The organism is Streptomyces sp. NBC_00005 (assembly GCF_045160215.1).
Lineage (GTDB): Bacteria > Actinomycetota > Actinomycetes > Streptomycetales > Streptomycetaceae > Streptomyces.
Genome location: NZ_CP108316.1, coordinates 8,121,947 through 8,147,948 on the forward strand (window position 1 = coordinate 8,121,947; position 26,002 = coordinate 8,147,948).

22 protein-coding genes are annotated in these 26,002 nt (G+C 70.0%); 10 read left to right on the forward strand and 12 right to left on the reverse strand.

All coding sequences use genetic code 11. The features are described from left to right. Positions 1–39: 39 nt before the first annotated feature. Positions 40–915 carry a glycerophosphodiester phosphodiesterase gene (locus OG303_RS37100; protein WP_405874026.1) on the reverse strand — a complete coding sequence of 292 codons (876 nt, stop codon included), beginning with the start codon at positions 913–915 and terminating at the stop codon, positions 40–42. Positions 916–1,195: 280 nt separating this feature from the next. Here OG303_RS37100 and OG303_RS37105 point away from each other — a divergent pair, with 280 nt between their 5' ends. The 7 genes from OG303_RS37105 (at position 1,196) to OG303_RS37135 (ending at position 9,886) form a co-directional block, all read left to right on the forward strand. Then, a complete protein-coding gene (locus tag OG303_RS37105; RefSeq protein ID WP_405874028.1) occupies positions 1,196–2,062 on the forward strand; it encodes an MHYT domain-containing protein in 867 nt (288 codons plus the stop codon). Positions 2,063–2,102: 40 nt separating this feature from the next. Beyond that, on the forward strand, positions 2,103–4,241 hold the full coding sequence (uvrB, locus tag OG303_RS37110; protein WP_405874029.1) for an excinuclease ABC subunit UvrB: 2,139 nt from the start codon (positions 2,103–2,105) through the stop codon (positions 4,239–4,241). A gap of 160 nt (positions 4,242–4,401) precedes the next feature. Continuing rightward, on the forward strand, positions 4,402–4,980 hold the full coding sequence (locus OG303_RS37115) for a TerD family protein (protein ID WP_405874031.1): 579 nt from the start codon (positions 4,402–4,404) through the stop codon (positions 4,978–4,980). Between the two features lie 82 nt (positions 4,981–5,062). Continuing rightward, positions 5,063–7,057: a TerD family protein gene (locus OG303_RS37120; RefSeq protein ID WP_405874033.1), complete on the forward strand. Its 1,995-nt coding sequence runs from the start codon at positions 5,063–5,065 to the stop codon at positions 7,055–7,057. Between the two features lie 224 nt (positions 7,058–7,281). Then, complete coding sequence (locus tag OG303_RS37125; RefSeq protein WP_405874035.1) at positions 7,282–8,283, forward strand: TerC/Alx family metal homeostasis membrane protein; 1,002 nt, start codon at positions 7,282–7,284, stop codon at positions 8,281–8,283. Between the two features lie 127 nt (positions 8,284–8,410). After that, on the forward strand, positions 8,411–8,725 hold the full coding sequence (locus OG303_RS37130) for a hypothetical protein (protein ID WP_405874036.1): 315 nt from the start codon (positions 8,411–8,413) through the stop codon (positions 8,723–8,725). Between the two features lie 60 nt (positions 8,726–8,785). Then, positions 8,786–9,886: a calcium:proton antiporter gene (locus tag OG303_RS37135; RefSeq protein ID WP_405874038.1), complete on the forward strand. Its 1,101-nt coding sequence runs from the start codon at positions 8,786–8,788 to the stop codon at positions 9,884–9,886. On the opposite strand, the gene OG303_RS37140 is transcribed toward OG303_RS37135, so the two are convergent. Then, complete coding sequence (locus tag OG303_RS37140; protein WP_405874039.1) at positions 9,876–11,180, reverse strand: MFS transporter; 1,305 nt, start codon at positions 11,178–11,180, stop codon at positions 9,876–9,878. The two genes, OG303_RS37135 and OG303_RS37140, sit on opposite strands and share 11 nt — an antisense overlap. Positions 11,181–11,242: 62 nt before the next feature. Then, entirely contained in the window at positions 11,243–12,289 is a 1,047-nt protein-coding gene (locus OG303_RS37145) for a S66 peptidase family protein (RefSeq protein ID WP_405874040.1), read from the reverse strand. A gap of 103 nt (positions 12,290–12,392) precedes the next feature. On the opposite strand from OG303_RS37145, the gene aroQ reads away from it, so the two are divergent. Next, positions 12,393–12,866, forward strand: coding sequence for a type II 3-dehydroquinate dehydratase (gene aroQ, locus OG303_RS37150; protein WP_361277639.1), 474 nt, complete (start codon positions 12,393–12,395; stop codon positions 12,864–12,866). 25 nt (positions 12,867–12,891) lie between these two features. Here aroQ and OG303_RS37155 read toward each other — a convergent pair whose 3' ends face one another. The 5 genes from OG303_RS37155 to OG303_RS37175 all read right to left on the reverse strand — a co-directional run bounded on the left by OG303_RS37155 (position 12,892) and on the right by OG303_RS37175 (position 17,167). Further along, a complete protein-coding gene (locus OG303_RS37155) occupies positions 12,892–13,644 on the reverse strand; it encodes an amino acid ABC transporter ATP-binding protein (protein ID WP_405874042.1) in 753 nt (250 codons plus the stop codon). Continuing rightward, the gene (locus tag OG303_RS37160) at positions 13,641–14,558 is read right to left on the reverse strand and encodes an amino acid ABC transporter permease (protein WP_405874044.1); all 918 of its coding nucleotides are present in this window, start codon (positions 14,556–14,558) and stop codon (positions 13,641–13,643) included. Before OG303_RS37160 ends, OG303_RS37155 begins: the two co-directional genes overlap by 4 nt. After that, positions 14,555–15,442: an ABC transporter substrate-binding protein gene (locus OG303_RS37165; RefSeq protein ID WP_405874045.1), complete on the reverse strand. Its 888-nt coding sequence runs from the start codon at positions 15,440–15,442 to the stop codon at positions 14,555–14,557. The genes OG303_RS37160 and OG303_RS37165 overlap by 4 nt, the downstream gene beginning before the upstream one ends. Positions 15,443–15,768: 326 nt before the next feature. After that, positions 15,769–16,425: an MBL fold metallo-hydrolase gene (locus OG303_RS37170; protein ID WP_405874046.1), complete on the reverse strand. Its 657-nt coding sequence runs from the start codon at positions 16,423–16,425 to the stop codon at positions 15,769–15,771. Between the two features lie 55 nt (positions 16,426–16,480). Beyond that, positions 16,481–17,167, reverse strand: a complete 687-nt coding sequence (locus tag OG303_RS37175; protein ID WP_405874048.1) for a maleylpyruvate isomerase family mycothiol-dependent enzyme — start codon at positions 17,165–17,167, stop codon at positions 16,481–16,483. Between the two features lie 223 nt (positions 17,168–17,390). Between OG303_RS37175 and uvrA the strand changes: the two genes are divergently transcribed. Next, on the forward strand, positions 17,391–20,420 hold the full coding sequence (uvrA, locus tag OG303_RS37180) for an excinuclease ABC subunit UvrA (protein ID WP_405874050.1): 3,030 nt from the start codon (positions 17,391–17,393) through the stop codon (positions 20,418–20,420). A 165-nt stretch (positions 20,421–20,585) separates the two neighbouring features. Here the strand turns inward: uvrA and OG303_RS37185 are convergent, their stop codons facing one another. The 4 genes from OG303_RS37185 to OG303_RS37200 form a co-directional block, all read right to left on the reverse strand. Continuing rightward, positions 20,586–21,497, reverse strand: a complete 912-nt coding sequence (locus tag OG303_RS37185) for a carbohydrate kinase (RefSeq protein WP_405874051.1) — start codon at positions 21,495–21,497, stop codon at positions 20,586–20,588. Then, complete coding sequence (locus OG303_RS37190; protein ID WP_405874052.1) at positions 21,478–22,605, reverse strand: LacI family DNA-binding transcriptional regulator; 1,128 nt, start codon at positions 22,603–22,605, stop codon at positions 21,478–21,480. The genes OG303_RS37185 and OG303_RS37190 overlap by 20 nt, the downstream gene beginning before the upstream one ends. 113 nt (positions 22,606–22,718) lie before the next feature. Further along, positions 22,719–23,675 carry a hypothetical protein gene (locus tag OG303_RS37195; RefSeq protein WP_405874053.1) on the reverse strand — a complete coding sequence of 319 codons (957 nt, stop codon included), beginning with the start codon at positions 23,673–23,675 and terminating at the stop codon, positions 22,719–22,721. Positions 23,676–23,886: 211 nt separating this feature from the next. Beyond that, positions 23,887–24,261: a response regulator gene (locus OG303_RS37200; protein WP_405874055.1), complete on the reverse strand. Its 375-nt coding sequence runs from the start codon at positions 24,259–24,261 to the stop codon at positions 23,887–23,889. 257 nt (positions 24,262–24,518) lie between these two features. Here OG303_RS37200 and OG303_RS37205 point away from each other — a divergent pair, with 257 nt between their 5' ends. Next, a complete protein-coding gene (locus tag OG303_RS37205) occupies positions 24,519–25,850 on the forward strand; it encodes an ABC transporter substrate-binding protein (protein ID WP_405874057.1) in 1,332 nt (443 codons plus the stop codon). The last annotated feature ends 152 nt before the right edge of the window (positions 25,851–26,002 follow it).

Here is a 26,002-nt window from a genome sequence, read left to right on the forward strand (position 1 = left end):
GTACGACCCGCCACTGACAACGCCCCGGGGAAGCCGGGCTCAGGGTGCCTGCAGCGCGGCCCGGACCACGTCGGGCTTGTTGGTGATGACGCCGTCGACGCCGTACCGGGCGACCTTACGGGCGGTGTCCGCGTCGTCGACGGTCCATGCGAAGACGGTGAGCGGCCGGCCGTGCGGTCCCGTGACGGAGTGCACGGCGGCGACGTAACCCCGCGAGATCGAGCCGTACGACGGATTGATCCCGTCGGTGAAGCTCGCGTACCCGGGCAGGTCCGCGACGCGCGGCGTGCCGAGGAAACCCGTCGTGACGGCGGGCTTGAGGTCATGGACGATCCGCAGGCTGTCCGCGCTGAAGCTCTGCACGATCAGCCGGCCGGCCAGGTGCTGCCGGTCGAGCCAGCCCTCGTTGCCGAGGAGCTTCAGGGTCTGCTGCTCGATGCCCGGGTACAGCTCGGGGTTCTTGATCTCCAGGAGCAGCTTCTGGTGGTTGTGCTCGACGCGGCGCATGTACTGCTTCAGTGTCGGCACGCGCGTGCGGCTGTACTGGGGGCCGAACCAGCTGCCCGCGTCGAGGCGCGCGATCTCGGCGGCCGTGAAGTCCTTGATCTTCCAGGGCGCCCGGCCGGGGAAGACCTCCTCGACGTCGGTCGTGCGCTGCAGGCTGTCGTCGTGGATGACGACGAGCTCGCCGTCCTTGGTGCGCTGGACGTCGTTCTCGACCCACGGGATGCCCAGCTGCGCCGCCCGGTCGATGGAGGCCAGCGTGTTCTCGGGGGCGTAGGCGGACGCGCCCCGGTGGCCGATGACCAAGGGCCCCTCGCCGACGTCGCCCGCCCGGGCGTCGGAGCTGGGCACCAGCAGGGCGGCGGCCCCCAGGAGCGCCGTGGCGATGGCGGCGACTGCGCGCGCGTACATGCGTACTCCTCACGTCGATCGATCACGGACAGCTCAACTGTGACAGCAGAGCGTCAACGACGGCGGGGTACAGGATGGCCACACAATGAATGGAGTTGGCCAAGTCCGCTCACTGGTGCCGCACAACTGAGGCAACGGCGTGTTTCTTTGCCGGAAAATCGTTCGACCATTCCGGTGGGAGTCATACTCTCTGCCTCAGCCCTGACCGCTCGGGCGGTCCTGGCAGGGGGCGCATTTCAGGGAATTCCGGGACGTAAGAGGGCGGGAAGGGCAGCCGCGCATGCAAGGCACGGTCGACGGATTCAGCTACGGACTCGTCACACCGCTGGTGGCCTATCTCATGGCCTCCTTGGGCGGAGCCCTGGGGCTGCGCTGCACCACCAGATCCATGCTCGTCGCGCGCTCCTGGAGGCCCGGCTGGCTGGCCCTCGGTTCGGCGGCCATCGGCTCCGGCATATGGACCATGCACTTCGTCGCGATGATGGGGTTCACCGTCAAACAGGCGCCGATCCACTACGACAGGCTGACGACGTTCGCCAGTCTCGGGGTCGCCATCCTCATGGTGGGCATCGGGATCTTCATAGTCGGCTACAAGGGTGCGAAGGGGGCGGCGCTGTTCACCGGAGGCACGATCACCGGCCTGGGAATAGCCTCGATGCACTATTTGGGCATGGCCGGAATGCGCCTGAACGGACAGCTGGAATACAACACGCTGACCGTCGCCGCCTCCGTCGTCATCGCGATGGTCGCCGCGACCGCGGCCCTGTGGGCGGCCGGACAGGTCCGGGGGTTCCGGTGGAGCGTGGGCGCGAGCCTCATCATGGGACTCGCCGTCAGCGGCATGCACTACACGGGCATGGCAGCCCTCAGCGTCCATCTCCACGACACGGCCGCCCCCACCACCGGTGACGACCCCGCGGCGCTGCTGTGGCCCATGCTGGTCGGCCCCCTGGCCTTCCTGCTCCTCGCCGGCGTGGTCGTGGTGTTCGACCCGCTGATGGTCATGGGGAAGCCCGACTGGACCCCCGTCGAGAAGAAGCCGGGCGTCCCGGCCCACCCGGCCGTCCACCACCCCACCCACCGCCCCCCGCTCCGCCCGGTCCGGCAGCCGGGCCGACGCGGTTCCCGCACCCCGCAGAACCGCTGATCGGACCGCGTTGTCAGTGGCGGGTCGTACGGTGGATTCCATGCGGCCCGTTTCCAACATCGAACGCACGGTGGCGCCCTTCGAGGTCGTCAGCTCCTACCAGCCCAGCGGCGACCAGCCGACGGCCATCGCCGAGCTGGCCAAACGCATCGAGGCAGGTGAGAAGGACGTCGTCCTGCTCGGCGCGACCGGCACCGGCAAGTCCGCCACCACCGCGTGGATGATCGAGAAGCTCCAGCGCCCCACCCTCGTCATGGCGCCGAACAAAACCCTGGCCGCCCAGCTGGCGAACGAGTTCCGTGAACTCCTGCCGAACAACGCCGTCGAGTACTTCGTCTCGTACTACGACTACTACCAGCCAGAGGCGTACGTCCCGCAGTCGGACACCTACATCGAGAAGGACTCCTCGATCAACGAGGAGGTCGAGCGCCTGCGCCACTCCGCGACCAACTCGCTGCTCACCCGCCGCGACGTCATCGTGGTCGCCTCGGTCTCCTGCATCTACGGCCTGGGCACCCCGCAGGAGTACGTCGACCGGATGGTCCCCCTCAAGGTCGGCGACGAGATCGACCGCGACCAGCTGCTGCGCCGCTTCGTGGACATCCAGTACACGCGCAACGACCTGGCCTTCACCCGCGGCACCTTCCGCGTCCGAGGCGACACCATCGAGATCTTCCCGGTCTACGAGGAACTCGCCGTCCGCATCGAGATGTTCGGCGACGAGATCGAGGCCCTCTCCACCCTCCACCCCCTCACCGGCGAGATCATCAGCGACGACGAGCACCTCTACGTCTTCCCTGCCACGCACTACGTCGCGGGACCCGAGCGCCTCGAACGGGCGGCCAACGACATCGAGAAGGAGCTGGGCGAGCGCCTCGCCGAGCTGGAGAAGCAGGGCAAGCTCCTGGAAGCCCAGCGCCTGCGGATGCGCACCACCTACGACCTGGAGATGCTCCGCCAGATCGGCTCCTGCTCCGGCGTCGAGAACTACTCGATGCACTTCGACGGTCGACTGCCCGGCTCCCCGCCGAACACCCTGCTGGACTACTTCCCGGACGACTTCCTGCTGGTCATCGACGAGTCCCACAACACCGTCCCGCAGATCGGCGCGATGTACGAGGGCGACGCCTCCCGCAAGCGCACCCTCGTCGACCACGGCTTCCGACTGCCCTCCGCCCTGGACAACCGGCCCCTGAAGTGGGAGGAGTTCCAGGAGCGCATCGGGCAGACGGTCTATCTGTCGGCGACCCCGGGCAAGTACGAGCTCTCCCGCGGGGACGGCGCCGTGGAGCAGATCATCCGCCCCACCGGCCTGATCGACCCGGAGGTCGTGGTCAAGCCCACCGAGGGCCAGATCGACGACCTGGTGCACGAGATCCGGGCGCGCACCGAGAAGGACGAGCGCGTCCTGGTCACCACGCTCACCAAGAAGATGGCCGAGGACCTCACGGACTACTTCCTGGAGCTCGGCATCCAGGTCCGCTATCTGCACAGCGACGTCGACACCCTGCGCCGCGTCGAGCTGCTGCGCGAACTGCGCTCCGGCGAGTTCGACGTCCTGGTCGGCATCAACCTCCTGCGTGAGGGCCTCGACCTGCCCGAGGTGTCCCTGGTGGCCATCCTCGACGCCGACAAGGAGGGCTTCCTGCGCTCCGGTACGTCGCTGATCCAGACCATCGGCCGCGCGGCGCGCAACGTCTCCGGCCAGGTCCACATGTACGCCGACAAGATCACCCCGGCGATGGAGAAGGCCATCGAGGAGACCAACCGCCGCCGGGAGAAGCAGGTCGCGTACAACACGGCGAACGGCATCGACCCCCAGCCGCTCCGCAAGAAGATCAACGACATCGTCGCGCAGATCGCCCGCGAGGACGTCGACACGGAGCAGCTGCTCGGCTCGGGCTACCGCAAGCTCAAGGACGGCAAGGCCGCCAAGGCACCCGTGCCCGCCCTCGGCGGCAAGGCTGCCGGCGGCGCCAAGTCGGCCAAGGGCAAGGCGAAGGAGACGGTCCCCACCGACCGCCCCGCGGCCGAACTCGCCGAGCAGATCGAGGAGATGACGGCGCGCATGCGCGCCGCCGCCGCGGACCTCCAGTTCGAGATCGCGGCCCGGCTGCGCGACGAGGTCTCGGAGATGAAGAAGGAACTGCGACAGATGAGGGAGGCGGGCCTGGCCTGACCTCCCGCAGCCACCGCCGGACCTCGGCACATGCGCTCTGTGTTGCAAGACCGACACAAAGCACGGGTCGGGGTACGGCAGTGTCAGTGGCGCTGCGTAGGGTTCTGGTCAACCGCGGACTCCGCGGCAACAGGGGACAGTTCGAGAGGGGAATCAGCGCGTGACCGTCAACATGACCAAGGGTCAGGCCATCAGTCTGCAGAAGAACGACGGAGGCAGCCTGACGTCGGTGCGGATGGGTCTCGGCTGGCAGGCGGCTCCTCGGCGCGGCCTGTTCGGCACCCGCACCCGGGAGATCGACCTCGATGCCTCCGCCGTCCTGTTCGCGGACAAGCAGCCGGTCGACGTCGTCTTCTTCCGCCACCTGGTGAGCGACGACGGCTCCGTGCGCCACACCGGCGACAACCTCGTCGGCGGTGTCGGCCAGGGTGGCGACGACGAGGCGATCCTCGTCGACCTGGCGCGCGTCCCGGTCCACATCGACCAGATCGTCTTCACCGTGAACTCCTTCACGGGCCAGACGTTCCAGGAAGTGCAGAACGCGTTCTGCCGTCTGGTCGACGAGACCAACGGCCAGGAGCTCGCCCGCTACACGCTCGCGGGCGGTGGCGCGTACACGGCCCAGATCATGGCGAAGGTGCACCGCTCGGGCCCGGGCTGGACGTTGACGGCCCTCGGCACGCCGGCCAACGGCCGCACCTTCCAGGACCTGATGCCGTCGATCCTGCCGCACCTGTAGGACGCTCCCGTCAGGGCCTGTCCGAGGACTGGCCCTGACGGCACACGACACGACACACCAGCTACACGGGGGGACGAGGGCGATGACGGCCGAGCTGGTGCGGGGACAGAACCACCCGCTCTCCCAGGCCCGTCTCGAGATCCGGGTCTCGGCAGGCACACCGATCGTGGCCTCGGCCACACTCAGCGACGAGCACGGCAAGGCCCGCGGAGTCGAATGGGTGGCCCACCCGGGCGCGCCCACTCAGCCGGGGCTCGAGGTCTCCAGGCAGGCCGCCGCCGACCACCGTCTCGCGGTGGATCTGGACGCCGTGCCGGAGGCCGTGCACCGGGTCAATGTGCTGCTCGCCCTGCCCTTGGAGGGCGGGGGAGGCCCCGTCCGCTTCGGCGCCGTCGCTGCCCCGTTCGTCGCGGTCACCGGTCTCGACGGCACCGAGGTCGCCAGCTACACGATCACCGGTCTGGACGCCGAGTCGGCCGTCGTCGCCCTGGAGCTCTACCGCCGGCAGGGCGCCTGGAAGGTGCGTGCCGTCGGCCAGGGGTACGCGGGCGGCCTCGCCGAACTCCTCGCCGACCAGGGCCTGCCGGAGGCCCACCACCTCGCGGGCACCATCAATGAGGCGGTGGCCCAGGGCCTGGCCCGCTCGGTGCCGGCGCCTCCGCAGCGCACGGCGGACGGCGACCGCACGCGCCAGGCCGCCGCACCGGTGCAAGGCCCCGACCAGGGCGGCCCCGCACCCCAGGGCAACGGTCGTACAACCCCGCAGCCCACGTCTCCGTACGGACCGCAGGGTACGCAGCCCGGTTACCCCGCGGACCCGTCCGCGGTCACCCAGCCGTCCACGCCCACCGCAGGCGGCCCGGTCGACTACAGCCACCCGGGACGGCAGACCGCCGCCCCGCCGCCGCCCCCGCCGACCGCACCCCCGGCCCCGCCCGGCCGGCCCGCGCAGCCCGTCGCGGGCGACGCGACCGGCTGGTCCATGGACGAGCGGCTGTACAACCAGGTCTGGGGCATGTTCGAGGACCTGGCCCGCACCACGGCCGCGTACCGCAGCGCCGTCGACTTCGCCGAATCGCGCATGGAGAAGGAGCTCGACCAGGCTCTGTCCGACCCGCGCAGCAGGATCGGCGGGCAGGGCGACGCCGCGCGCGAGGCGGCCCGCGCCAAGCACGCGCAGCTCGTCGATCAGGCCCGGAAGGCGCTCGACCGGGACCTCGCCCAACTCGCCGCCGAGGCCGATGTCGTCGAGCCCGCGCTGCCGCCCGCGTTCGCGCGCTGGGACAACCCCGTCTGGCACGGCTACCAGGTGCCGATGGAGATCCCCATGGCCCTGCGCGTGGGCGACCTCTATCTGCCCGAGAGCGAGCTGCTGCGGATCCCGATGCTGGTCCGCCTGCCACTCGAGCGTGGCCTGTGGATCGACAGCGGACGTGCCGGATCACTCGACGAGTCGTTCGCGGACGCCCACGAACTGCGGCACCTCGCGATGGACACCGCGGTGGCGCTGGCGGCCCGGCTGCTCGCGGTCCATCCGGCGGGTGAGTTCACCGTGCACGTCATCGACCCGGCGGGCTCCGCGGTCAAGGCGCTCGCGCCGCTGGTGCAGAGCGGCGTGCTCGCGGCCCCGCCCGCCCTGGGTGCGGCGGGGGTGGCGGACGTCCTGACCCGGCTCACACAGCGCGTCGACCTGGTGCAGATGGCAGTGCGCGGCGGTGCGGCCGACGCGCTGCCGCCCGGCCTCGACACTGCCGAGCAGCTCCTGATCGTCAACGACTTCCCGCACGGCTTCGACGACCGGGCGGTGACCCAGCTGCGCTACCTCGCGGACGAGGGTCCGGCCGTCGGCGTCCACCTGATGATGGTCGCGGACCGCGAGGAGGCCGCCGGCTACGGGCCTTTGCTCGACCCGCTGTGGCGTTCGCTGCTGCGACTGACCCCGCTGCCCGACGACCACCTCGCCGACCCGTGGGTCGGCCATGCCTGGACGTACGCGCCGACGCTCGTGCCGCCCGGCAGCCAGGTGCTCCTTCAGGTGCTCACCCAGCTCGCGGCAGCGCGTACCAAGTACATGTAAAGCGCCCTGACCAGGGAACTTGGTCCTTCTTTTACCAATCGCTTTACCTTTCCTTGGTGATTGGGGTACTGTTTTCCACACGGAGGGGAGTACTCCCTATCTGCTGCGGCGTACCCGTCAATACGGATCAGGCCAGATCCCGGGGCGTCGGCCCATCTTTGGGTGGAAGAGACCTCCGGCAGCGACGACGCTGACATTTGCCGTTACGTACTGCCGGAGGCGCAGTGGATGTTTCCGTGAACCTATGGGTTCTGACCATCGTGGGCCTTGCCGCCCTCATCGCGGTCGACTTCTTCATCGGCCGTAAGCCGCACGACGTCTCGATCAAGGAAGCCGGGATCTGGACGGTCGTCTGGATCGCCCTCGCCGGGCTGTTCGGGCTCGGCCTGCTCGTCTTCGGCAGCGGCCAGGCCGGCGGCGAGTTCTTCGCCGGCTTCATCACCGAGAAGTCGCTGAGCGTCGACAACCTCTTCGTCTTCGTCCTGATCATGGCGAAGTTCTCGGTGCCCTCGCAGTACCAGCAGCGGGTCCTGCTCGTCGGCGTCCTCATAGCCCTGGTGCTGCGGGCGATCTTCATCGCCGCCGGTGCGGCGATCCTCGCCAGCTTCGCCTGGGTCTTCTACATCTTCGGCGCCTTCCTCATCTGGACCGCCTGGAAGCTCATCCAGGAAGCCCGGTCCGACGACGAGGACGAGGAGTTCGAGGAGAACAAGCTGCTCAAGGCCGCCGAGCGCCGCTTCGGCGTGGCCGACCGGTACCACGGCACCAAGCTGTGGATCCAGCAGAACGGCAAGCGGGTCATGACGCCGATGCTGGTCGTGATGCTCGCGATCGGTACCACCGACGTCCTGTTCGCACTCGACTCGATCCCGGCGATCTTCGGCCTGACCCAGGACCCGTACATCGTGTTCACCGCCAACGCGTTCGCGCTGATGGGTCTCAGGCAGCTGTACTTCCTCATCGGCGGACTGCTGAGGAAGCTGGTCCACCTCAGCTACGGCCTGTCGATCATCCTGGGCTTCATCGGCGTCAAGCTGGTGCTGCACGCGCTGCACGAGTCCGGGGTCCACGTTCCGGAGATCTCCATACCGGTCTCCCTCGGCGTGATCTGCGCGGTCCTGATCGTCACCACGATCACCAGTCTGAGGGCGTCCAAGAAGCAGGCGGCGGCCGAAGCGGCGCGGGCGGAGAGCGAAGGCGCTCCGAAGGACAGCATCGAGGCCTGACCCCGACCGACGTAGAAACAACCATCACCGGGAGCGGTGCGCGGCGAATTGCCGACCTCCGCTCCCGGTGCTTCGTTGGGTGCTGGGCGCTCCCGCCCCGGGAGAGCCATGGCCGGGTGGAGGCACCGTGGACGCACCGATGAAGTTCGTGCAGATCGTCGACTTCGAGACCGACCGCATCGAGGAGATGCGGGCCCTGTCCGAGGGGATGGACGAGAAGTTCGCCGGCCGCAGCGGCGGCCCGACGCACCGCCTCGTCCTGCACGACCGCAACAACCCCAACCGCTACCTCGTCGTGATGGAGTTCAACTCCTACGAGGAGGCCATGCGCAACAGCAACGACCCCGAGACCACGAAAATGGCCGAGCAGATGGCCGTGTTGTGTACCAGGCCGCCGTCCTTCACGGACTGCGACGTGGTGGAGATGACCGAGTTCAAGTGACGCCCACGGGCCCCGCACCGCCGGAGTGCGGGGCCCGTACGCCTCTGCGACGATCGCTTCATGATCGCTCGGCTGAGGTCGCTCACGACACAGTGGACGTCCGTCGTGCCGGTGCTCGCGATCGTCCTGCTGGCCTTCACCTGGGGGCGCGACCTGCCCGGCGCGGTCGTCGCGGTGGTGACACTCGTCCTCGCGGGCGCCGTGCTCGCCGCCGTGCACCACGCCGAGGTGGTCGCGCACCGGGTCGGCGAACCCTTCGGCTCCCTGGTGCTCGCCGTCGCCGTCACGGTCATCGAGGTCGCCCTGATCGTCACCCTCATGGCGGACGGCGGCGACAAGAGCTCGACCCTGGCCAGGGACACCGTCTTCGCGGCCGTGATGATCACCTGCAACGGCATCGTCGGCATCTGCCTCCTCGTCGCCTCCCTGCGCCACGGCACCGCCGTCTTCAACCCCGAGGGCACCGGCGCCGCCCTCGCGACCGTCGCCACCCTGGCCACGCTCAGCCTGGTGCTGCCGACGTTCACCACGAGCAAGCCGGGCCCGGAGTTCTCTTCCGTGCAGCTCACCTTCGCCGCGATCTCCTCGCTGATCCTCTACGGCCTGTTCGTCGCGACCCAGACCGTGCGGCACCGCGACTACTTCCTGCCCATCACCCGGCAGGGCGAGGTGATCACCGCGGACGACCACGCCCACGCGCCGTCCGCCCGCACCGCCTGGATCAGCCTCGGTCTGCTCGGTCTCGCGCTGATCGGCGTGGTCGGGCTGGCCAAGGGCGTCTCGCCCACCATCGAGTCCGGGGTGGAGGCCGCCGGACTGCACCAAGCCGTCGTCGGCGTGATCATCGCCCTGCTGGTGCTGCTCCCCGAGACCATCGCCGCCTTGCGCTCCGCCCGCCGCGACCGGGTGCAGACCAGCCTGAACCTCGCCCTCGGCTCCGCCATGGCCAGCATCGGCCTGACCATTCCCGCGGTCGCCCTGGCATCCCTGTGGCTCTCCGGCCCGCTCGTCCTCGGCCTCGGTGCCACGCACATGGTGCTGCTCGCGCTGACCGTGGTGGTGAGCTCCCTGACCGTGGTGCCGGGCCGGGCCACGCCACTGCAGGGAGGGGTCCATCTGGTGCTGTTCGCGGCGTACTTGGAGCTGGCGATCAATCCATGACCGCCTTCGCGACCACCACCGGCGCCGGCCGCGTCTCGGGCAGCAGCGCGAAGCACCCCAGGCTCAGCAGCGCGATCCCCGTCAGATACGCGCCCACGCCCCACGGCACCCGACCCCCGTGCGCGGCGAGCGCCGTTGCCGCGATCGGCGTGAGCGCGCCCCCGAGCACCCCGCCGAGGTTGTAGCCGACCGCCGCTCCCGTGCAGCGCACCCGCGGCTCGTACAGCTCGGGCAGATACGCGGCGATCACGCCGAACATCGTGATGAACGCGAGCAGCGCGCCCAGGAAGCCGGTGAACATCAGCAGCGGCTCACCGGTCGCGAGGAGGGCGACGGTCGGAAACATCCACAGGACGGCGGCGGTGCACCCGGCCAGGCACATCGGCCGTCGTCCGTAGCGGTCCCCGAGCAGCGCGGCCAGCGGTGTGAGCGCGCCCTTCACCACCACCGCGGCCATGATGCAGGTCAGCATGACGGTACGGCTGACTCCGAGCCGTTCCGTCCCGTACGCGAGGGACCAGGTCGTCACGGCGTAGAAGATCGCGTACCCGACCGAGAGCGCCCCGGCCGTCAGCAGGACGAGGCGCCAGTGGTCGCGCACGACCTCCGCGAGTGGCACGCGCGCGTGGTCGTCGATTTCGAGGAAGCCGGGGCTCTCGGTGAGCGACGACCGCAGCCACAGCCCCAGCGTGGCCAGCACTCCCGCCACCCAGAACGGCACTCGCCATCCCCACTGCGCGAACTGGGCGTCGGACAGCGTCGCCGACAGCGCCAGCACCACTCCATTGGCGAGCAGGAACCCGAGGGCGGGCCCGACCTGCGGGAAGCTCGACCACAGTGCGCGCCGTTCGGCCGGCGCGTGCTCGGCGGTGAGCAGCACGGCCCCGCCCCACTCGCCACCGAGCCCCAGTCCCTGCACAAAGCGCAATACGAGCAGCAGCACGGGCGCAGCCACACCGATCGACCCGTACGTCGGCACACAGCCGACCGCGACCGTGGCGGCGCCGGTCAGCAGCAGCGAGCCGACGAGGACCGGCCGGCGTCCGCGCCGGTCCCCGATGTGCCCGAACAGCACCGAACCCAGGGGCCGCGCCACGAACCCCACGCCGAACGTCGCGAAGGCGGCGAGCGTCCCCGCCAGCGGCGAGAACGCCGGGAAGAACAGCGGCCCCAGGACCAGTGCCGCGGCGGTCCCGTAGACGAAGAAGTCGTAGAACTCGATGGCCGTGCCGGCGAGCGAGGCGGTCGCGAGCCGCAGCATGGAGGGTGCCCTTACGGAGCGTACGTCGTGCATGCCGCGTCAACTACCCACGGTGACCGCGGGTTACGGGGGCGTGCGGGCGCGATCGGGCCTGGTCAGTACGTGACCGTGATGCGCCGGGCGGGGCCGTCGACGCGGACGACGCCGCCGTAGGGGATGACGAGTTGTGGATCGGTGTGCCCGAAGTCCACGTCGAAGACGATCATGGTCTCGGGGGCGTACGTCCGCATGGCCCGCAGCACGGCCTCGCGCTGCCCGGCGGCGTAACGGGCGGCCTCCTCCGGGCTGTTGGGGCGCTCGAAGGACCAGGTCTTCGCGCGGCCCATCAGCAGCACGGAGAAGCGCTGCAGGAGCCCGCGCTCGCCCATGTTCCGCAGGGTGCGGAAGACCTCGTCGGCGCTCGGCAGTTCCTCCGAGGTCTCCAGCAACAGCACACCGCCGTCGTACTCGCCCAGGTCGTGCGAGATCTCCCGGTCGGCCATCAGCAGCCAGCCCAGGATCTCCAGGTTGCCGCCCCAACTGCGGCCCTCCACCGACCGGTCGGCGTTCACCCAGGTCCAGCCGGTGCCGGGCCGGGTGTCCGGTTCCGCGTCGAAGGTCGCGGGGTCCGCCCAGTCGCGATTGACGTCGTTCCAGCCCTCGGCGGGCTTCAGCTCGTACTCGCCGGAGGTGAACAGCGCCGCCCGCAGGGAGTCGGCGGTCTGCGGGTGCATGGCGCCGGGGCGGCCGAGTTCGCACATCACCGTCGCGCCGTGGTAGGCGACGATTCCGGAGTTGCGCAGATACACGAGGAGGTTCGTGTTGTCGCTCATCCCGAAGAACGGCTTCGGGTTCGCCCGGATCAACTCCCGGTCCAGCAGCGGCAGGACGGTGATCTGGTCGTCGCCCCCGATGGACGCGATGACGGCCTTGACGTCAGTGTCGGCGAACGCGGCGTGGATGTCGTCGGCCCGCTCCTGGGGCGTCGAGCCCATCGTGCGGGTCGCCGGATACTCGACCGGTTCGAGCCCGTACTCCTTGCGCAGCCGCTCGAGACCGAGTTCGTGGGGGCGCGGAAAGAGCCCGGGGAGGCCGGCGCCGGGCGAGATCACGGCCACACGGTCGCCGGGCGAGGGCTTGGGAGGGTACGAGATCGTCGTCATGACGGGAGGGTACGGGCCGTCCCGCCGCGAACGCACCGTGATAAACCGGGTCCGAACAGCGGTCCTCGCCGGATCGCCGCAACCCCACCGGACCGGAGGAACCGTGCCCCGCACCCTGGCCAACGCCCCGATCATGATCCTCAACGGGCCCAACCTGAACCTGCTCGGCCAGCGCCAGCCGGAGATCTACGGCAAGGACACCCTCGCCGACGTCGAAGCCCTGTGCGCCAAGGCGGCGGCCGCGCACGGCGGCACGGTGGACTTCCGGCAGTCCAACCACGAGGGCGAGTTGGTCGACTGGATCCACGAGGCGCGGCTGAACCACTGCGGGATCGTGATCAACCCCGGTGCCTACTCCCACACGTCGGTCGCGATTCTGGACGCACTCAACACCTGTGACGGACTGCCGGTGTTGGAGGTCCACATCTCCAACATCCACCAGCGCGAGTCGTTCCGGCACCACTCGTACGTCTCGCTCCGCGCCGACGGAGTCATCGCCGGGTGCGGTGTGCAGGGCTACGTGTTCGGCGTGGAGCGCGTCGCGGCGCTGGCGGGGGCGGCACGGGCCGACGCGTAAGCCCCGACGACCAGGAGCGCGACTCTTACAGCCGCCCCGCCTCCACGATCCGCCGCAGGAAGCGCTGCGTGCGCTCCTGCTGCGGGTCGCCGAAGACCTGCTCGGCGGTTCCGCGCTCCAGGACCACGCCCGAGTCCAGAAAACAAACCTGGTCGGCGACGTCACGGGCGAAGCCCATCTCGTGCGTGGCCAGCACCATGGTCATGCCGTCGTCCTTGAGGTCGCGGACGACGGCGAGGACCTCGCCGACGAGCTCCGGGTCCAGGGCAGCGGTGACCTCGTCGAGCAGCAACAGCCGGGGCCGTACGGCAAGGGCACGGACGATCGCCACACGCTGCTGCTGGCCGCCGCTCAGCCGGTCCGGGTACTCGGCCGCCTTGTCGCCCAGCCCGAGCCGCTCCAAAAGCTCCCGTGCGCGCTCCTCGGCCTCCGCGAGGGCCACGCCGTGCACGCGCCGCGGGGCGAGGATGATGTTGTCCAGGACGGTCATGTGCGGAAAGAGGTTGTACGCCTGGAAGACCACGCCGATACGGCGCCGGACCGCGTCCTGGTCGACGCGCGGATCGGTGATCTCCTCGCCGTCCAGCCAGATCGCCCCGTCGTCGATGTCCTCCAGGAGGTTCGCGCACCGCAGCAGCGTCGACTTGCCGGAACCGGAGGCACCGATCAGCGCGGTCACCGTGTGCGGGGCGACCTCCAGGTCGACGTCCCGCAGGACGACCGAATCGCCGAACGTCTTGCGGACGGACTCCATGCGCAGCACGGGCGCGTCGCTCATATCGATCCTCCCTGGGCCCGCCGGCGGTCCATCCGGGCCGTCACCCAGTCCGTGAAGCGGGTCATCGGGATGGTCAGCGCCACGAAGACCAGGCCCGCGACGATGTACGGCGTGTAGTTGAGGCTGCGCCCCACGATGATGTCCGCGGCGCGTACGGCGTCGATCGCACCGCCGATCGACACCAGCCCGGTGTCCTTCTGCAGCGACACCAGGTCGTTGAGCAGCGGCGGCACTTGACGGCGTACGGCCTGTGGCAGGACGACGTACCGCAGCGCCTGCCGGTTGCTGAGGCCGAGCGAACGGGCCGCCGCGCGCTGCGAGGGGTGGACGGACTCGATGCCGGCGCGGAACACCTCGGCCACGTACGCCGAGTACGTCAGCGTGAGCGCCGTACCGCCGAGGAGGACCGGGTCGACGGTCACGCCCTGCAGGCGCAGCGCCGGAACGCCCAGGACGACGATCATCAAGTTAATGATGAGCGGAAGCCCGCGGAAGAAGTCCGTGTAGGCGGCGGCCAGGAAGCGCAGTGGGAAGAACACCGGGCCGCGCAGCGTACGCGCGATGGCGATGAGCATCCCGAGGACGAGTACGGCGACGCCGCAGATCAGCAGCAGCCGGATGTTGAGCCACAGTCCTTCGAGGACCTTGGGGAACGCCTCGCGCGCATACTGCCAGTCGAAGAACGTCTCCTTGGTGCGCGGCCAGCCGGGCGCGTTGACGACGATCAGGTAGAGGACGACGCCCGTCACGAGCGTGGAGAGCGCGGCGATCGCCGTTGCGCGGCGGGCACGCGCGCGCTTGAACGCCTCGCGCTCGATCCGCCGCTGCGACGGGACGTAGCCGTCGCCCCCGCCGCGCATGTCGCCCTTGTCGTCCGCGCCCTCCTGGCCGGACTCGTCCTTCGTGACCGTCACTTGAGCACCGGGGCGTCGACGGCGTCGGAGAGCCACTGCTTCTCGATCTTCGCCAGCGTGCCGTCCTTGCGCAGGGCGTCGACGGCGCCCGTCACGCACGAGGTGAGCGCACTGCCCTTGTCGAGCACGAGCCCGAACTGCTCCGGCGTACCGGCCTGGTTCTCGAACTGCCCGACGATCTTGGCGTTCGTCACCTCGGCCGCGGTGATGTAGAACGCGGTCGGCAGGTCGACGACGATGGCGTCGACCTGGCCGTTCTTGAGCGCGGACTTGGCCTGGTCGTTCTTGGCGTAGACCGCGGCCTGCTGGGTCGGCTTCACCACGTCGTCGATGTAGTCGAGGCTGGTGGTGCCGACCTGGGCGCCCAGCTTGAGACCCTTCAGGTCCGCCACGCTCGTCGCCTTCGCGGCCTTCGAGCCCTTCAGCGCGATGACGGCCTGGCGCACGTCGTAGTAGCCGGACGAGAAGTCCACGGCCTTCTTGCGCTCGGCACTGATCGACACCTGGTTGATGTCGAAGTCGAAGGTCTTCACGCCGGGCGCAAAGGCCTTGTTGAAGGGCACGCTCTGCCAGACGACGGCGCTTTTGTCATAGCCGAGCTGCTTCGCCACCGCGTACGCGACCGCCGACTCGAAGCCCTTGCCGTTGGCGGGCTTGTCGTCCTTGAACCACGGCTCGTACGCGGGCTCGTCCGTGGCGATCGTCAGCTTCCCGGACGTCTGGGTGGCCAACTTGCCCTTGGCGCAGGTGTTTTTGGCCGACCCGGACGGCGAGGCAGCCGCCTTCTCGTCCGGCTGCGGAGCACAGCCGACAGCGGTGGCGAGCAGGGCTATGGCTGCGGTGGCAACGGCGCGGCGCGGTACGCGACGAGGGGCAAGGTGCATGGCGGGAGATTGGCAGTCCGGCATCCCGTTTGTCGAGGTCACGACCACGAATGTCCGCATAGTGGGAACGCGTGTTGCGGTCTTGTGAACACTTCGCCGGAGGATGCACGCCGGGGCCGCCGGTCGAGGGCGGGGATCGAAAGACCGGCGGCCCGTACCGCGCAGGAGCCGTCATCCTGTGCGGGGCTGCTTCCAGTTGACTGCGCAACAAGGTGCGCGGGGAGCGCGCGCATGACTCCGGCTCGTGTGAATGCTTCACACGGGGCGTGCGCGGTGAGCCGCGCGCGGGGCGTCGGCCGTTCCCGCGCGCCCCCGCCCAACGGCGGTCACCACCCGCGCGCGTGCCACTCCGGCAGATGCGGTCGCTCCGCGCCCAGGGTCGTGTCGTTGCCGTGTCCCGGGTAGACCCAGGTCTCGTCCGGCAGTGCGCCGAAGATCTTCGTCTCGACGTCGTGGATCAGACTGGCGAACGCCTTCGCATCCTTACGGGTGTTGCCGACACCTCCCGGGAACAGGCAGTCCCCCGTGAACACATGGGGATGCCCGTGCGGGTCGTCGTAGACGAGGGCGATCGAGCCCGGTGTGTGCCCGACCAGATGGCGCGCGGTGAGCTCCACGCTCCCCACCCGGACGGTGTCGCCGTCGTCGACGAGGACGTCGGTCGGCACGGGGATGCCGGTGGCGTCGTCCCGGCCCGCGTACGTGCGGGCGCCGGTGGCCGTGACGACCCGGGCGAGCGCCTGCCAGTGGTCGCCGTGCTGATGCGTGGTGACGACGGAGGCGATGCCGTCGTCACCGATCATGCCGAGCAAGGTGTCCGCGTCGTTGGCCGCGTCGATCAGCAACTGCTCGTCGGTGGCCCGGCAGCGCAGCAGATAGGCGTTGTTGTTCATCGGGCCGACCGCGATCTTGGTGATCATCAGGTCCTTCAGCTCGTGCACGTCCGCCGGGCCGCCGACCGTCACCTGTCCGCTGTACGTCATGCCGGTCAGCCTATAGCGGGGGAGTGCGCCCGGGCTCCCGCGGTGGGCCGCGCGGTCACAGCGGGGGAAGCGCCGGCAGCGAGCCGCCCGCCACGGTCAGCGCGGAGCCGTCGCGGCGCCCGGCGAGCCACCCGAGCAGCTCGGGTGCCGGGCCCGAGACGGTGATCTCCGGCTCCGTCGTCTCCCGGCCCGTCCGCCACGCGCGCGTACCGTCCGTCAGACGCGTGGAGGTCACCTCGGGGTGCCCGGAGTAGCGCTCGGTGAGGAAGTCGATCTCCCGCTGGGAGAACTCCGCCGGCACATCCTCCAGCTCGTACCCGATGCCGAGGTCCACATGGTGCAGCTCCACCTCGCCCCACCGGCGGAAGGGCACCATGGACGCCGAGTCGGTGACCCCGTTGCGCAGCTCCACCGTGCGCGACCAGTCCGCCGGTGCGGCCTCCGTCTCCTGGAAGCGGGCCGCGCACGCGCGCAGGTCGGCGAGCTGGACGTCGAGGGGGCGCGGGGCGTCCCGCTCGATGTCGGCGTCGCGGGCCTCGCCGGACGCGTACATGGGGCGGCCCTCGAGGACGTTCACGAGAGCGTCCGCGTTGCGGGCGAGGTGGGCGAGGATGTGGCCGCGGGTCCAGCCGGGGAGCCGTGACGGCTCGGCCAGCGAGGCGTTGTCCAGTTTGGCGGCTGCGGTGAGCAGCCGGTCCGTCGCGTCACGTACAGACGCCAGGTCATGACCGTGATCAATCATGGTGCTGACCCTAGCCCCGCCACACCTTTGGGTGAAGGTGGTGAAGCTGTGCCGTAAATCGAATGCACGTGCTATATGGTCGGGAGCGGCGTCGGGCATGCTGGAGGGCCGGGGATTGTTATGCATCCGGGAATCCGACCGGCGTTGTCAGTGGCTCCCCCTAGTCTGAGAAAGCACGGGGGCCTCGCCCCTGTCACTTCTCTCAAGAAAGGTGCGGACCGGCGTGGCCGACCGTCTCATCGTCCGTGGCGCGCGCGAGCACAACCTCAAGAATGTCTCGCTCGACCTGCCGCGCGACTCGCTCATCGTCTTCACGGGCCTGTCGGGGTCGGGCAAGTCCTCGCTGGCCTTCGACACCATTTTCGCCGAGGGGCAGCGGCGCTATGTGGAGTCGCTCTCCTCGTACGCCCGCCAGTTCCTCGGTCAGATGGACAAGCCGGACGTCGACTTCATCGAGGGCCTCTCTCCGGCCGTCTCCATCGATCAGAAGTCGACCTCGCGCAATCCGCGCTCGACGGTCGGCACCATCACCGAGGTATACGACTACCTGCGTCTGCTCTTCGCGCGCATCGGCAAGCCGCACTGTCCCGAGTGCGGCCGCCCGATCTCGCGCCAGTCGCCGCAGGCCATCGTCGACAAGGTCCTGGAGCTGCCGGAGGGGAGCCGCTTCCAGGTGCTGTCGCCGTTGGTGCGCGAGCGCAAGGGAGAGTTCGTCGATCTCTTCGCCGATCTCCAGACCAAGGGCTACAGCCGTGCGCGCGTGGACGGCGAGACCATCCAGCTCTCCAACCCGCCCACGCTGAAGAAGCAGGAGAAGCACACCATTGAGGTGGTCATCGACCGCCTCACGGTGAAGGAGTCCGCCAAGCGTCGTCTCACCGACTCGGTGGAGACCGCCCTCGGCCTCGCCGGCGGCATGGTCGTGCTCGACTTCGTCGACCTCCCCGAGGACGACCCCGAGCGCGAGCGCATGTACTCCGAGCACCTGTACTGCACGTACGACGACCTGTCCTTCGAGGAGCTGGAGCCCCGCTCCTTCTCGTTCAACTCGCCCTTCGGCGCCTGCCCCGATTGCTCCGGCATCGGCACGCGCATGGAGGTCGACGCCGAACTGATCGTCCCGGACGAGGACAAGTCCCTCGACGAGGGCGCCATCCACCCCTGGTCGCACGGCCACACCAAGGACTACTTCGGCCGCCTGATCGGCGCCCTCGCGGACGCGCTCGGCTTCCGCACGGACATCCCCTTCGCGGGTCTGCCGCAGCGCGCCAGGAAGGCCTTGCTGTACGGCCACAAGACGCAGATCGAGGTCCGATACCGCAACAGGTACGGCCGCGAGCGCCTGTACACGACGCCCTTCGAAGGCGCCGTCCCCTTCGTCAAGCGCCGGCACGGCGAGGCCGAGAGCGACGCCAGCCGCGAGCGCTTCGAGGGCTACATGCGGGAGGTGCCCTGCCCCACCTGTGAGGGCACCCGCCTGAAGCCGCTCGTCCTCGCGGTCACGGTCATGGAGAAGTCCATCGCCGAGGTCTCCGGCATGTCCATCAGCGACTGCGCGGACTTCCTGGGCGAACTGAAGCTCAACGCCCGCGACAAGAAGATCGCCGAGCGCGTGCTGAAGGAGGTCAACGAGCGGCTGCGGTTCCTGGTCGACGTCGGCCTGGACTACCTCTCGCTGAACCGCGCGGCCGGCACGCTCTCCGGCGGCGAGGCCCAGCGCATCAGGCTTGCCACCCAGATCGGCTCCGGCCTCGTCGGCGTCCTGTACGTCCTCGACGAGCCGTCCATCGGCCTGCACCAGCGCGACAACCACCGGCTGATCGAGACCCTGGTCCGGCTGCGCGACATGGGCAACACGCTCATCGTCGTCGAGCACGACGAGGACACCATCAAGGTCGCCGACTGGATCGTCGACATCGGTCCCGGCGCGGGCGAGCACGGCGGCAAGGTCGTGCACAGCGGCTCCCTGAAGGAACTGCTGGACAACGCCGAGTCGATGACCGGTCAGTACCTGGCGGGCAGGAAGTCGATCCCGCTGCCCGACATCCGGCGACCGCAGGACCCGTCCCGCCGGCTCACGGTGCACGGCGCCCGCGAGAACAACCTCCAGGACATCGACGTCTCGTTCCCGCTGGGCGTGTTCACGGCCGTCACGGGCGTGTCCGGTTCCGGCAAGTCGACGCTGGTCAACGACATCCTGTACACGCACCTGGCCCGCGAACTGAACGGCGCGAGGAGCGTTCCGGGACGGCACACGCGCGTGGACGGCGACGACCTCGTCGACAAGGTCGTGCACGTCGACCAGTCGCCCATCGGCCGCACCCCGCGCTCCAACCCGGCGACGTACACCGGCGTCTTCGACCATGTCCGCAAGCTGTTCGCCGAGACCACCGAGGCGAAGGTCCGCGGCTATCTGCCCGGCCGCTTCTCCTTCAACGTCAAGGGCGGCCGCTGCGAGAACTGCGCGGGCGACGGCACCATCAAGATCGAGATGAACTTCCTCCCGGACGTGTACGTCCCGTGCGAGGTCTGCCACGGCGCCCGCTACAACCGGGAGACCCTGGAGGTCCACTACAAGGGCAAGTCCATCGCCGAGGTCCTGAACATGCCGATCGAGGAGGCGACGGCGTTCTTCGAGGCCGTCCCCGCGATCGCCCGTCACCTGAACACCCTGAAGGACGTCGGTCTCGGCTACGTCCGGCTCGGCCAGGCCGCGACCACATTGTCCGGCGGCGAGGCCCAGCGTGTGAAGCTCGCCAGCGAGCTGCAGAAGCGCTCCACCGGCCGTACGGTCTACGTCCTCGACGAGCCGACCACCGGTCTGCACTTCGAGGACATCAGCAAGCTGCTGAGGGTGCTGTCCGGCCTGGTCGACAAGGGCAACACGGTCATCGTCATCGAGCACAACCTCGACGTGATCAAGACCGCCGACTGGGTCGTCGACATGGGCCCGGAGGGCGGCGCCGGCGGCGGACTCGTCGTCGCCGAGGGCACGCCCGAGGAGGTCGCCGGGATCCCGGCGAGCCACACCGGCAAGTTCCTGCGGGAGGTCCTCGGCGCCGACCGGATCAGCGACGCGGCCCCGGTGCCTGCCCCGCGCAAGACGGCGGCCAAGGCGGTCGCGGCCAAGTCGACGGCGAAGACGACGGCGACGGCCAGGACCGCCAACAGCACGGCCACCAAGAAGGCGGCGGCCGGCACCACGAAGAAGGCGGCACCCGCGAAGAAGACGACGCGGGCGCGGAAGGCCTGAGCAGATCCGGAGCAGGGCCTGAACAGGACCGGAGGAGGTCCGGAACAGGGCCTCAGCAGGACCGGAGAAGGTCCAGAGCGGTGCGGCGCCCCGCGGGAGAACTCCCCGCGGGGCGCCGCGCGTTGTAGGCCTGCTGCCGGGCCGCCCCCGAAGGGCGAACGGCCCCTATACCTCGCCCACTTCGGACGCGTACGGCGGTTCGGCGCCCGCGCGGGAGCATGTGATCGCCGCCGCCCGGGCCGCGAACCGCAGCAGCCGGGTCCAGCCTTCGGCGCCCAGACCCGCGAGCCCCTCCGCGGACAGGGCGTCGCGGGCGGACAGGCCGTGCAGCAGGGCCGCGTTCACCGTGTCGCCGGCGCCGATGGTGTCGACGACTTCGACCTTCTCGCCCGGCACGGGGTACACGGATCCGTCCCGGGTGAAGGCGGTGAGCCCGTCGCCGCCATGGGTGATCACGACCGCCGAGGGGCCCGCGGCCAGCCACTCGCGCGGGGTGCCGCCCAGCCACTGGGCGTCCTCCTCGGAGAGCTTCAGCAGGGACACCGAGGGCAGCCAGCTCTTGAAGCGGGCCCGGTAGGCGTCCGCGTCGGGGATCAGGCCCGTCCGGATGTTGGGGTCGAGCGCGGTGAACACGCCCTGGGCGGCCGCCCTGCGCAGCACGGTCTCGTAGGCGGTCGCGCCCGGCTCCAGGACGAGCGAGCAGGTGCCGAAGGACACGGCTCGCGTCCCGGCGGGGAGTTCCTCGGGCGCCGCGAACAGGCGGTCGGCGGTGCCCTCGACGTAGAAGGCGTAGGACGCCGAGCCCTTCACGTCGAGCGTGGCGACCGCCAGGGTGGTCGGCTCCGCACCGCGCTGCACGGCCGAGACGTCCACGCCCGTCTCCCGGAGCCGGTCGAGCAGCGCCTCACCGAAGGCGTCGTACGAGGTGCGGGAGCAGAAGGCCGTGGGGGAGCCGAGGCGGCCAAGCGCCACGGCCGTGTTGAACGGGCCGCCGCCGAGCGCCGGCTTCAGGCCCGCCAGGGCACCCGTGCCCTGCGGTACCAGGTCGATCAGGGCCTCACCGGCGACGACGATCACGAGACGGTTCCTTTCTCGAACTCTCGGGCTTCTTGGGCTGCTCCGACTTCGCGGGCAGTTCGGGGTGTTCGGGCCGCGCCTGGGCGGGCGGCTCCTCCGGGCAGCCGCACGAGGTGCGGTGAACGAAGGTGCACGGAAGCCGCATGGTGCGTGCGGGGCGGTCCGGGGCGGCGAGTCGTTCCAGGAGCACCCGCACCGCCTGGGCGCCGATCTCCTTGCTGGGCTGGGCGATGGCGGTGAGCCGGGGCGAGAACAGGTCCGCCCAGGCGAAGTCGTCGAAGCAGCACAGAGCGATGTCGCCGGGCACCGACAGACCGCGTGCGCGCAGGGCACGCAGGGTGCCGATGGTCATCGCATTGTTGGCGGTGACGAGTGCCGTGGGCGGGGCGGCGAGGGAGAGGAGCTCCTCGGTGGCGCGTTCGGCGCCGGAGGACTCGGAGTCGCCGTGCACCACGAGGCGCTCGTCGTGAGGGAGCCCGGAGGCGGCGAGGCCGCTGCGGTATCCGGCGATGCGTTCGCGGGTGGTGCTGTACCCGGGCAGCCCGGCGACCAGGGCGATACGGCGGTGGCCGAGCTCGGCGAGATGGCCGACCAGCCGGGCGGTCGGTTCGGCGCTCTCGGCGCAGACCTGGTCGTAGCGCGGTGTGCCGTCGGCCGCGGTGTCGACGAGCCGGTCGAGGAAGACGGCCGGTACCTCGTGCCGGCCGAGGTAGGCGACGAGCTCGCCCGGGTGCGCGGAGGGGGCGACGATCATGCCGTCGACCCGGCGCTCGTGCAGCAGTTGGACGACCTTGCGCTCGTGCTCCGGGTCGTCGTGCGGATCGGCGATGAGCAGGCTGTAGCCGTGCTCCAGGGCACCGGCCTCGACGCCCTGGAGGATCTCCGTGAAGTACGGGTTGCTGATCGCCGACACCGCGAGCCCGATGGACCGGGTGCGCGAGGTCACCAGGGAGCGGGCGAGCGTGTTCGGGGTGTAGCCGAGCCGGTCGATGGCGTCCAGGACCGCCTGGCGGGTGTGGGGGAGGACGGGCCGGGTGTCGTTCAGGACGTGCGAGACGGTCGCCACGGAGACCCCGGCGCTCCGAGCGACATCGGCCATGGTGGCCATCGCGTTCCCCTTCCTGAGCCGCACCCCTGCGCCGACGGCGCGTGGCCTTCCGGCCGGGACGCTATCCCATTCGAGGGCAGACGTAAACGCTTGCGCAAACGTTTACGTCCGGCTCACTCCCAGTCCCACCCGATCCCCACGATCCCTGTCCGGACCCGGGGCTCGACGAGGTGGACCGAGTGGTGGCGGCCGCTGAGGGGGAGTTCCTGGCGGCCGCTGCGCGGGGCCGCCGGTGAGTGCTGGGCGAAGCGGTGGCAGCGGGACGGCAGGGCGTGTTCGTCGAAGCGCACCTGGAGCGCGTACTGCCCGCCGGCCGGCCCGAAGCCGCGGACGTACTCGCGGGACACGCCCGCGGTGCCGTCCTCGACGCCGTAGCGGAAGAGGAAGGTGTCGCCGGCCCGCAGGCGGGTGTCGAAGAGGAGCTCGGCCACGAGTACGCCGGTGTCGTGGTGCACGCGTATGCGTCCCGTGCGGCAGTTCTCCAGCGCCTGCACCCGCATGCGTTCCGGTGTGCAGCCCGGGTCGCCGTGGTGGACGGCCACGAAGCGGTCGACGCCGTCCTTGTGGGCGCGCACGATGTGGTGCGACTCGCGCCCCGCCAGCTCGCGCCGCGGGCCGATCCGTACCAGCTCGTGGTGCCCCAGGGTGTGCAGCCCGCCGTCGAGGGGCGAGCCCAGCTCGGCCATCAGCCGCTCCAGGACGCCCGACGCCTCCACCAGGGACCGGTAGGAACGGCCCGCGGGCCGCTGCGCGGACGGGTCCTCGTCGGTCGTGGCGAGCAGCCGGATCAGGGACTCCTCCGGCAGCTGGAGGATCTCCTCCAGTGCCCGCACGGCCCGCAGGGACTCGGGGCGCTGCGGGCGCCGGGCACCCTGCTGCCAGTAACTCAGGCTCGTGACGCCGACCTTGACCCCGTAGCGCGACAGATGGTGCTGCACGCGCTGCAGCGGCAGTCCGCGGGCGGCGATCGCGGCACGCAGCGCCACGTGGAAGGGGCCGCCCCGCAGGGCGGAGTCCAGTTCCGCGGTCGCGACGGCGGCGACGTCCGCGTGCTGTGTGGCGTGCGGCATGCAGGGGCTCCTCTGTGAATGCTCGCCACGGCTGGTCGGGCCGTGTCCACGCTGTCTTTCGGGGCCACCCCGTCGGCGTCGGGGGGTCTTCACATCCGTACGCCGTCGTTCACGGCCCCGAGTTCCCCCGCATTGAAGCGTGTTGACCAAGTCCCGACAACACCTGACGCCCAACACCGGCGTACTCCTGGCCGAGACGCGAGCGGCGGTCTCAAGCCGGTGCGGTGGTCCCGTCGTCGCCGAGCACCTCCCTGATCGCCCGCGCGGACAGGTCGGACTTGTGCAGGAAGCCGCGGGCCGGGCTGCCGGCGACGAGTTCCTGGAAGTCCTCCAGGGTGTGCGTGGAGATCAGGATGATGACGGAGGAGACACGGTCGGCCAGTTCCAGCGCGATGTCGAAGCCGCTCTCGCCGTTGAGCTCGAGGTCCACCAGGACGATGTCCGGAACGAGCTCCGCCGCCCGCGCGACAGCCTCCGCACCCGTCGAGGCCATGCCGACGACGGGTATCCCGTCGCGCTCCAGCAGAGTGCGTGCGGCCTCCAGGAACCGGATGCTGTCATCGACGAGGAGACAGCGCATGGACATGCTCACAGGGTGCCCATCGACAGGTGATTGCGCCTTCCGGCTACCCGGAAAGAGTGGGTGCCAGAGCTACCGGTCAGCTGGAATGTGCTCAAGTCCGGTGCCGAATCCGCCGGTTCGTGCTCACGTAGCGCAGCGAGAGGTCACGAGCGGTAGCATGAGGTCGCCCTGGAGAGGCCGTGGAAGCCCGGTCGAGTGGGGGGTGCGCGATGAAGGCGGCGCTCAGCAACTTCGGAGTCCCTCATAGGTGTCGCGCCCTGATGTCCGGGCTGCTGGGGATCGCGCTGCTGCTGGCCGGATGCGGTGCCGGTGGGAGCGGCGACAACAAGGCGAAGAAGGCGCCGGGCGACACGACCTGCGACGGCAGGATCGACGGCACCGCCCATGTCACGGTGTGGTTCCACCAGGGCCCGCCCGGTGAGGTCGGCACGCTGCAGAGCCAGGTCAAGGAGTTCAACAAGGCGCAGAACAAGGTGCGCGTCGAACTCGTCAAACTGCCCGAACAGCGTCCGTACGCCGATCTGGTCGAGTCCGCCGCGGCCAGCGGCGACCTGCCCGACCTGCTCGACTTCGACGGCCCCAACCTCTACAACTACGCCTGGTCCGGCAAGCTCAAGCCGATCGACTCCTGCGTGCCCGAGAGTGTCCGGGAGGACCTGCTGCCCTCGGTCCGCCGACAGGGCACCTACGCGGGGCGGTTGTGGGGCATCGGCACCTTCGACTCCGGGATGGGACTGTACGTCCGTCCGTCGGTGCTGAAGAAGGCCGGCGTCCGCATCCCCAAGGGCATCGGGGACGCCTGGACCGCCGACGAGTTGACCGGGATCCTGGCCAAGCTCCGCAAGCGGGGCTACCGGACGCCGCTCGACCTGGGGCTCGTCTACGCGGCGCGGGGCGACGAGTGGAGCACGTACGGCTTCGCGCCCGCCGTGTGGTCGGCGGGCGGTGATCTCATCGACCCGAAGACGTTCCGCACGGCCGACGGCTTCCTCAACAGCCCGGAGTCCGTCAAGGCGCTCACCACCATGCAGGGCTGGGCCAAGGCCGGCTACACCGAACCCGACAAGGACGAAAAGGCCTTCGACGAGGGTCGTAGCGTCATCTCCTGGGCCGGCCACTGGCGGTATCCGCAGTACACCAAGGCGTTCCCCGGCGACGTGGCGATCGTGCCGCTGCCCGACTTCGGGAACGGCACCGTCACGGGAATGGGCTCCTGGCAGTGGGGCATCACGTCCGGGGCCACCGACGGCGACGCCGTCTGGAGCTTCCTCGCCTATCTGCTCCAGCCGCGGCAGGTCCACCGGATGAGCGTGGCCAACGGCGGAATCCCCGGCACGGACAAGGCCGTGAAGCTGTCCCCCAAGTACGACGTGGGCGGCGGCGAGCACCTCTTCATCGAGCAACTGCGCGCCGGGATCGCGCGACCGCGACCGCAGACGCCCGCCTATCCGGCGATCACCAGCGCCTTCGGCCGTGCCTTCACGAAGATCATGCTGGACAGGGCTTCGGTGAAGGCGGCGCTCGACCAGGCGGTCGAGGCCATCGACAAGGATGTGGCAGCCCACGACGGCTATCCGCAGAAGGGGCCATGACCGCCGGCTCCCCGGCCCGTACGGCGATGCCGCCGGGGCCGGCCGCCTCCCGGGTGCGCCGAGGGCGCCTGGACCGTCGGCGCGTTCAGGGGCATGCTGAGGAAGCTCCGCAAGCGGGGCTGCAAGGCGCCGCCCGGCTCGGGCTGTTGTGC

What these genes read in the sequence shown, in the direction of transcription:
- OG303_RS37165 (WP_405874045.1), bottom strand. Translation starts at nt 15,442, where the DNA reads ATGCACCTTGCCCCTCGTCGCGTACCGCGCCGCGCCGTTGCCACCGCA.
- OG303_RS37155 (WP_405874042.1), bottom strand. Translation starts at nt 13,644, where the DNA reads ATGAGCGACGCGCCCGTGCTGCGCATGGAGTCCGTCCGCAAGACGTTC.
- OG303_RS37200 (WP_405874055.1), bottom strand. Translation starts at nt 24,261, where the DNA reads ATGTCCATGCGCTGTCTCCTCGTCGATGACAGCATCCGGTTCCTGGAG.
- OG303_RS37205 (WP_405874057.1), top strand. Translation starts at nt 24,519, where the DNA reads ATGTCCGGGCTGCTGGGGATCGCGCTGCTGCTGGCCGGATGCGGTGCC.
- OG303_RS37135 (WP_405874038.1), top strand. Translation starts at nt 8,786, where the DNA reads ATGATCGCTCGGCTGAGGTCGCTCACGACACAGTGGACGTCCGTCGTG.
- OG303_RS37195 (WP_405874053.1), bottom strand. Translation starts at nt 23,675, where the DNA reads ATGCCGCACGCCACACAGCACGCGGACGTCGCCGCCGTCGCGACCGCG.
- OG303_RS37175 (WP_405874048.1), bottom strand. Translation starts at nt 17,167, where the DNA reads ATGATTGATCACGGTCATGACCTGGCGTCTGTACGTGACGCGACGGAC.
- OG303_RS37140 (WP_405874039.1), bottom strand. Translation starts at nt 11,180, where the DNA reads ATGCACGACGTACGCTCCGTAAGGGCACCCTCCATGCTGCGGCTCGCG.
- OG303_RS37105 (WP_405874028.1), top strand. Translation starts at nt 1,196, where the DNA reads ATGCAAGGCACGGTCGACGGATTCAGCTACGGACTCGTCACACCGCTG.
- uvrB (WP_405874029.1), top strand. Translation starts at nt 2,103, where the DNA reads ATGCGGCCCGTTTCCAACATCGAACGCACGGTGGCGCCCTTCGAGGTC.
- OG303_RS37190 (WP_405874052.1), bottom strand. Translation starts at nt 22,605, where the DNA reads ATGGCCACCATGGCCGATGTCGCTCGGAGCGCCGGGGTCTCCGTGGCG.
- OG303_RS37100 (WP_405874026.1), bottom strand. Translation starts at nt 915, where the DNA reads ATGTACGCGCGCGCAGTCGCCGCCATCGCCACGGCGCTCCTGGGGGCC.
- OG303_RS37120 (WP_405874033.1), top strand. Translation starts at nt 5,063, where the DNA reads ATGACGGCCGAGCTGGTGCGGGGACAGAACCACCCGCTCTCCCAGGCC.
- OG303_RS37170 (WP_405874046.1), bottom strand. Translation starts at nt 16,425, where the DNA reads ATGACGTACAGCGGACAGGTGACGGTCGGCGGCCCGGCGGACGTGCAC.
- OG303_RS37145 (WP_405874040.1), bottom strand. Translation starts at nt 12,289, where the DNA reads ATGACGACGATCTCGTACCCTCCCAAGCCCTCGCCCGGCGACCGTGTG.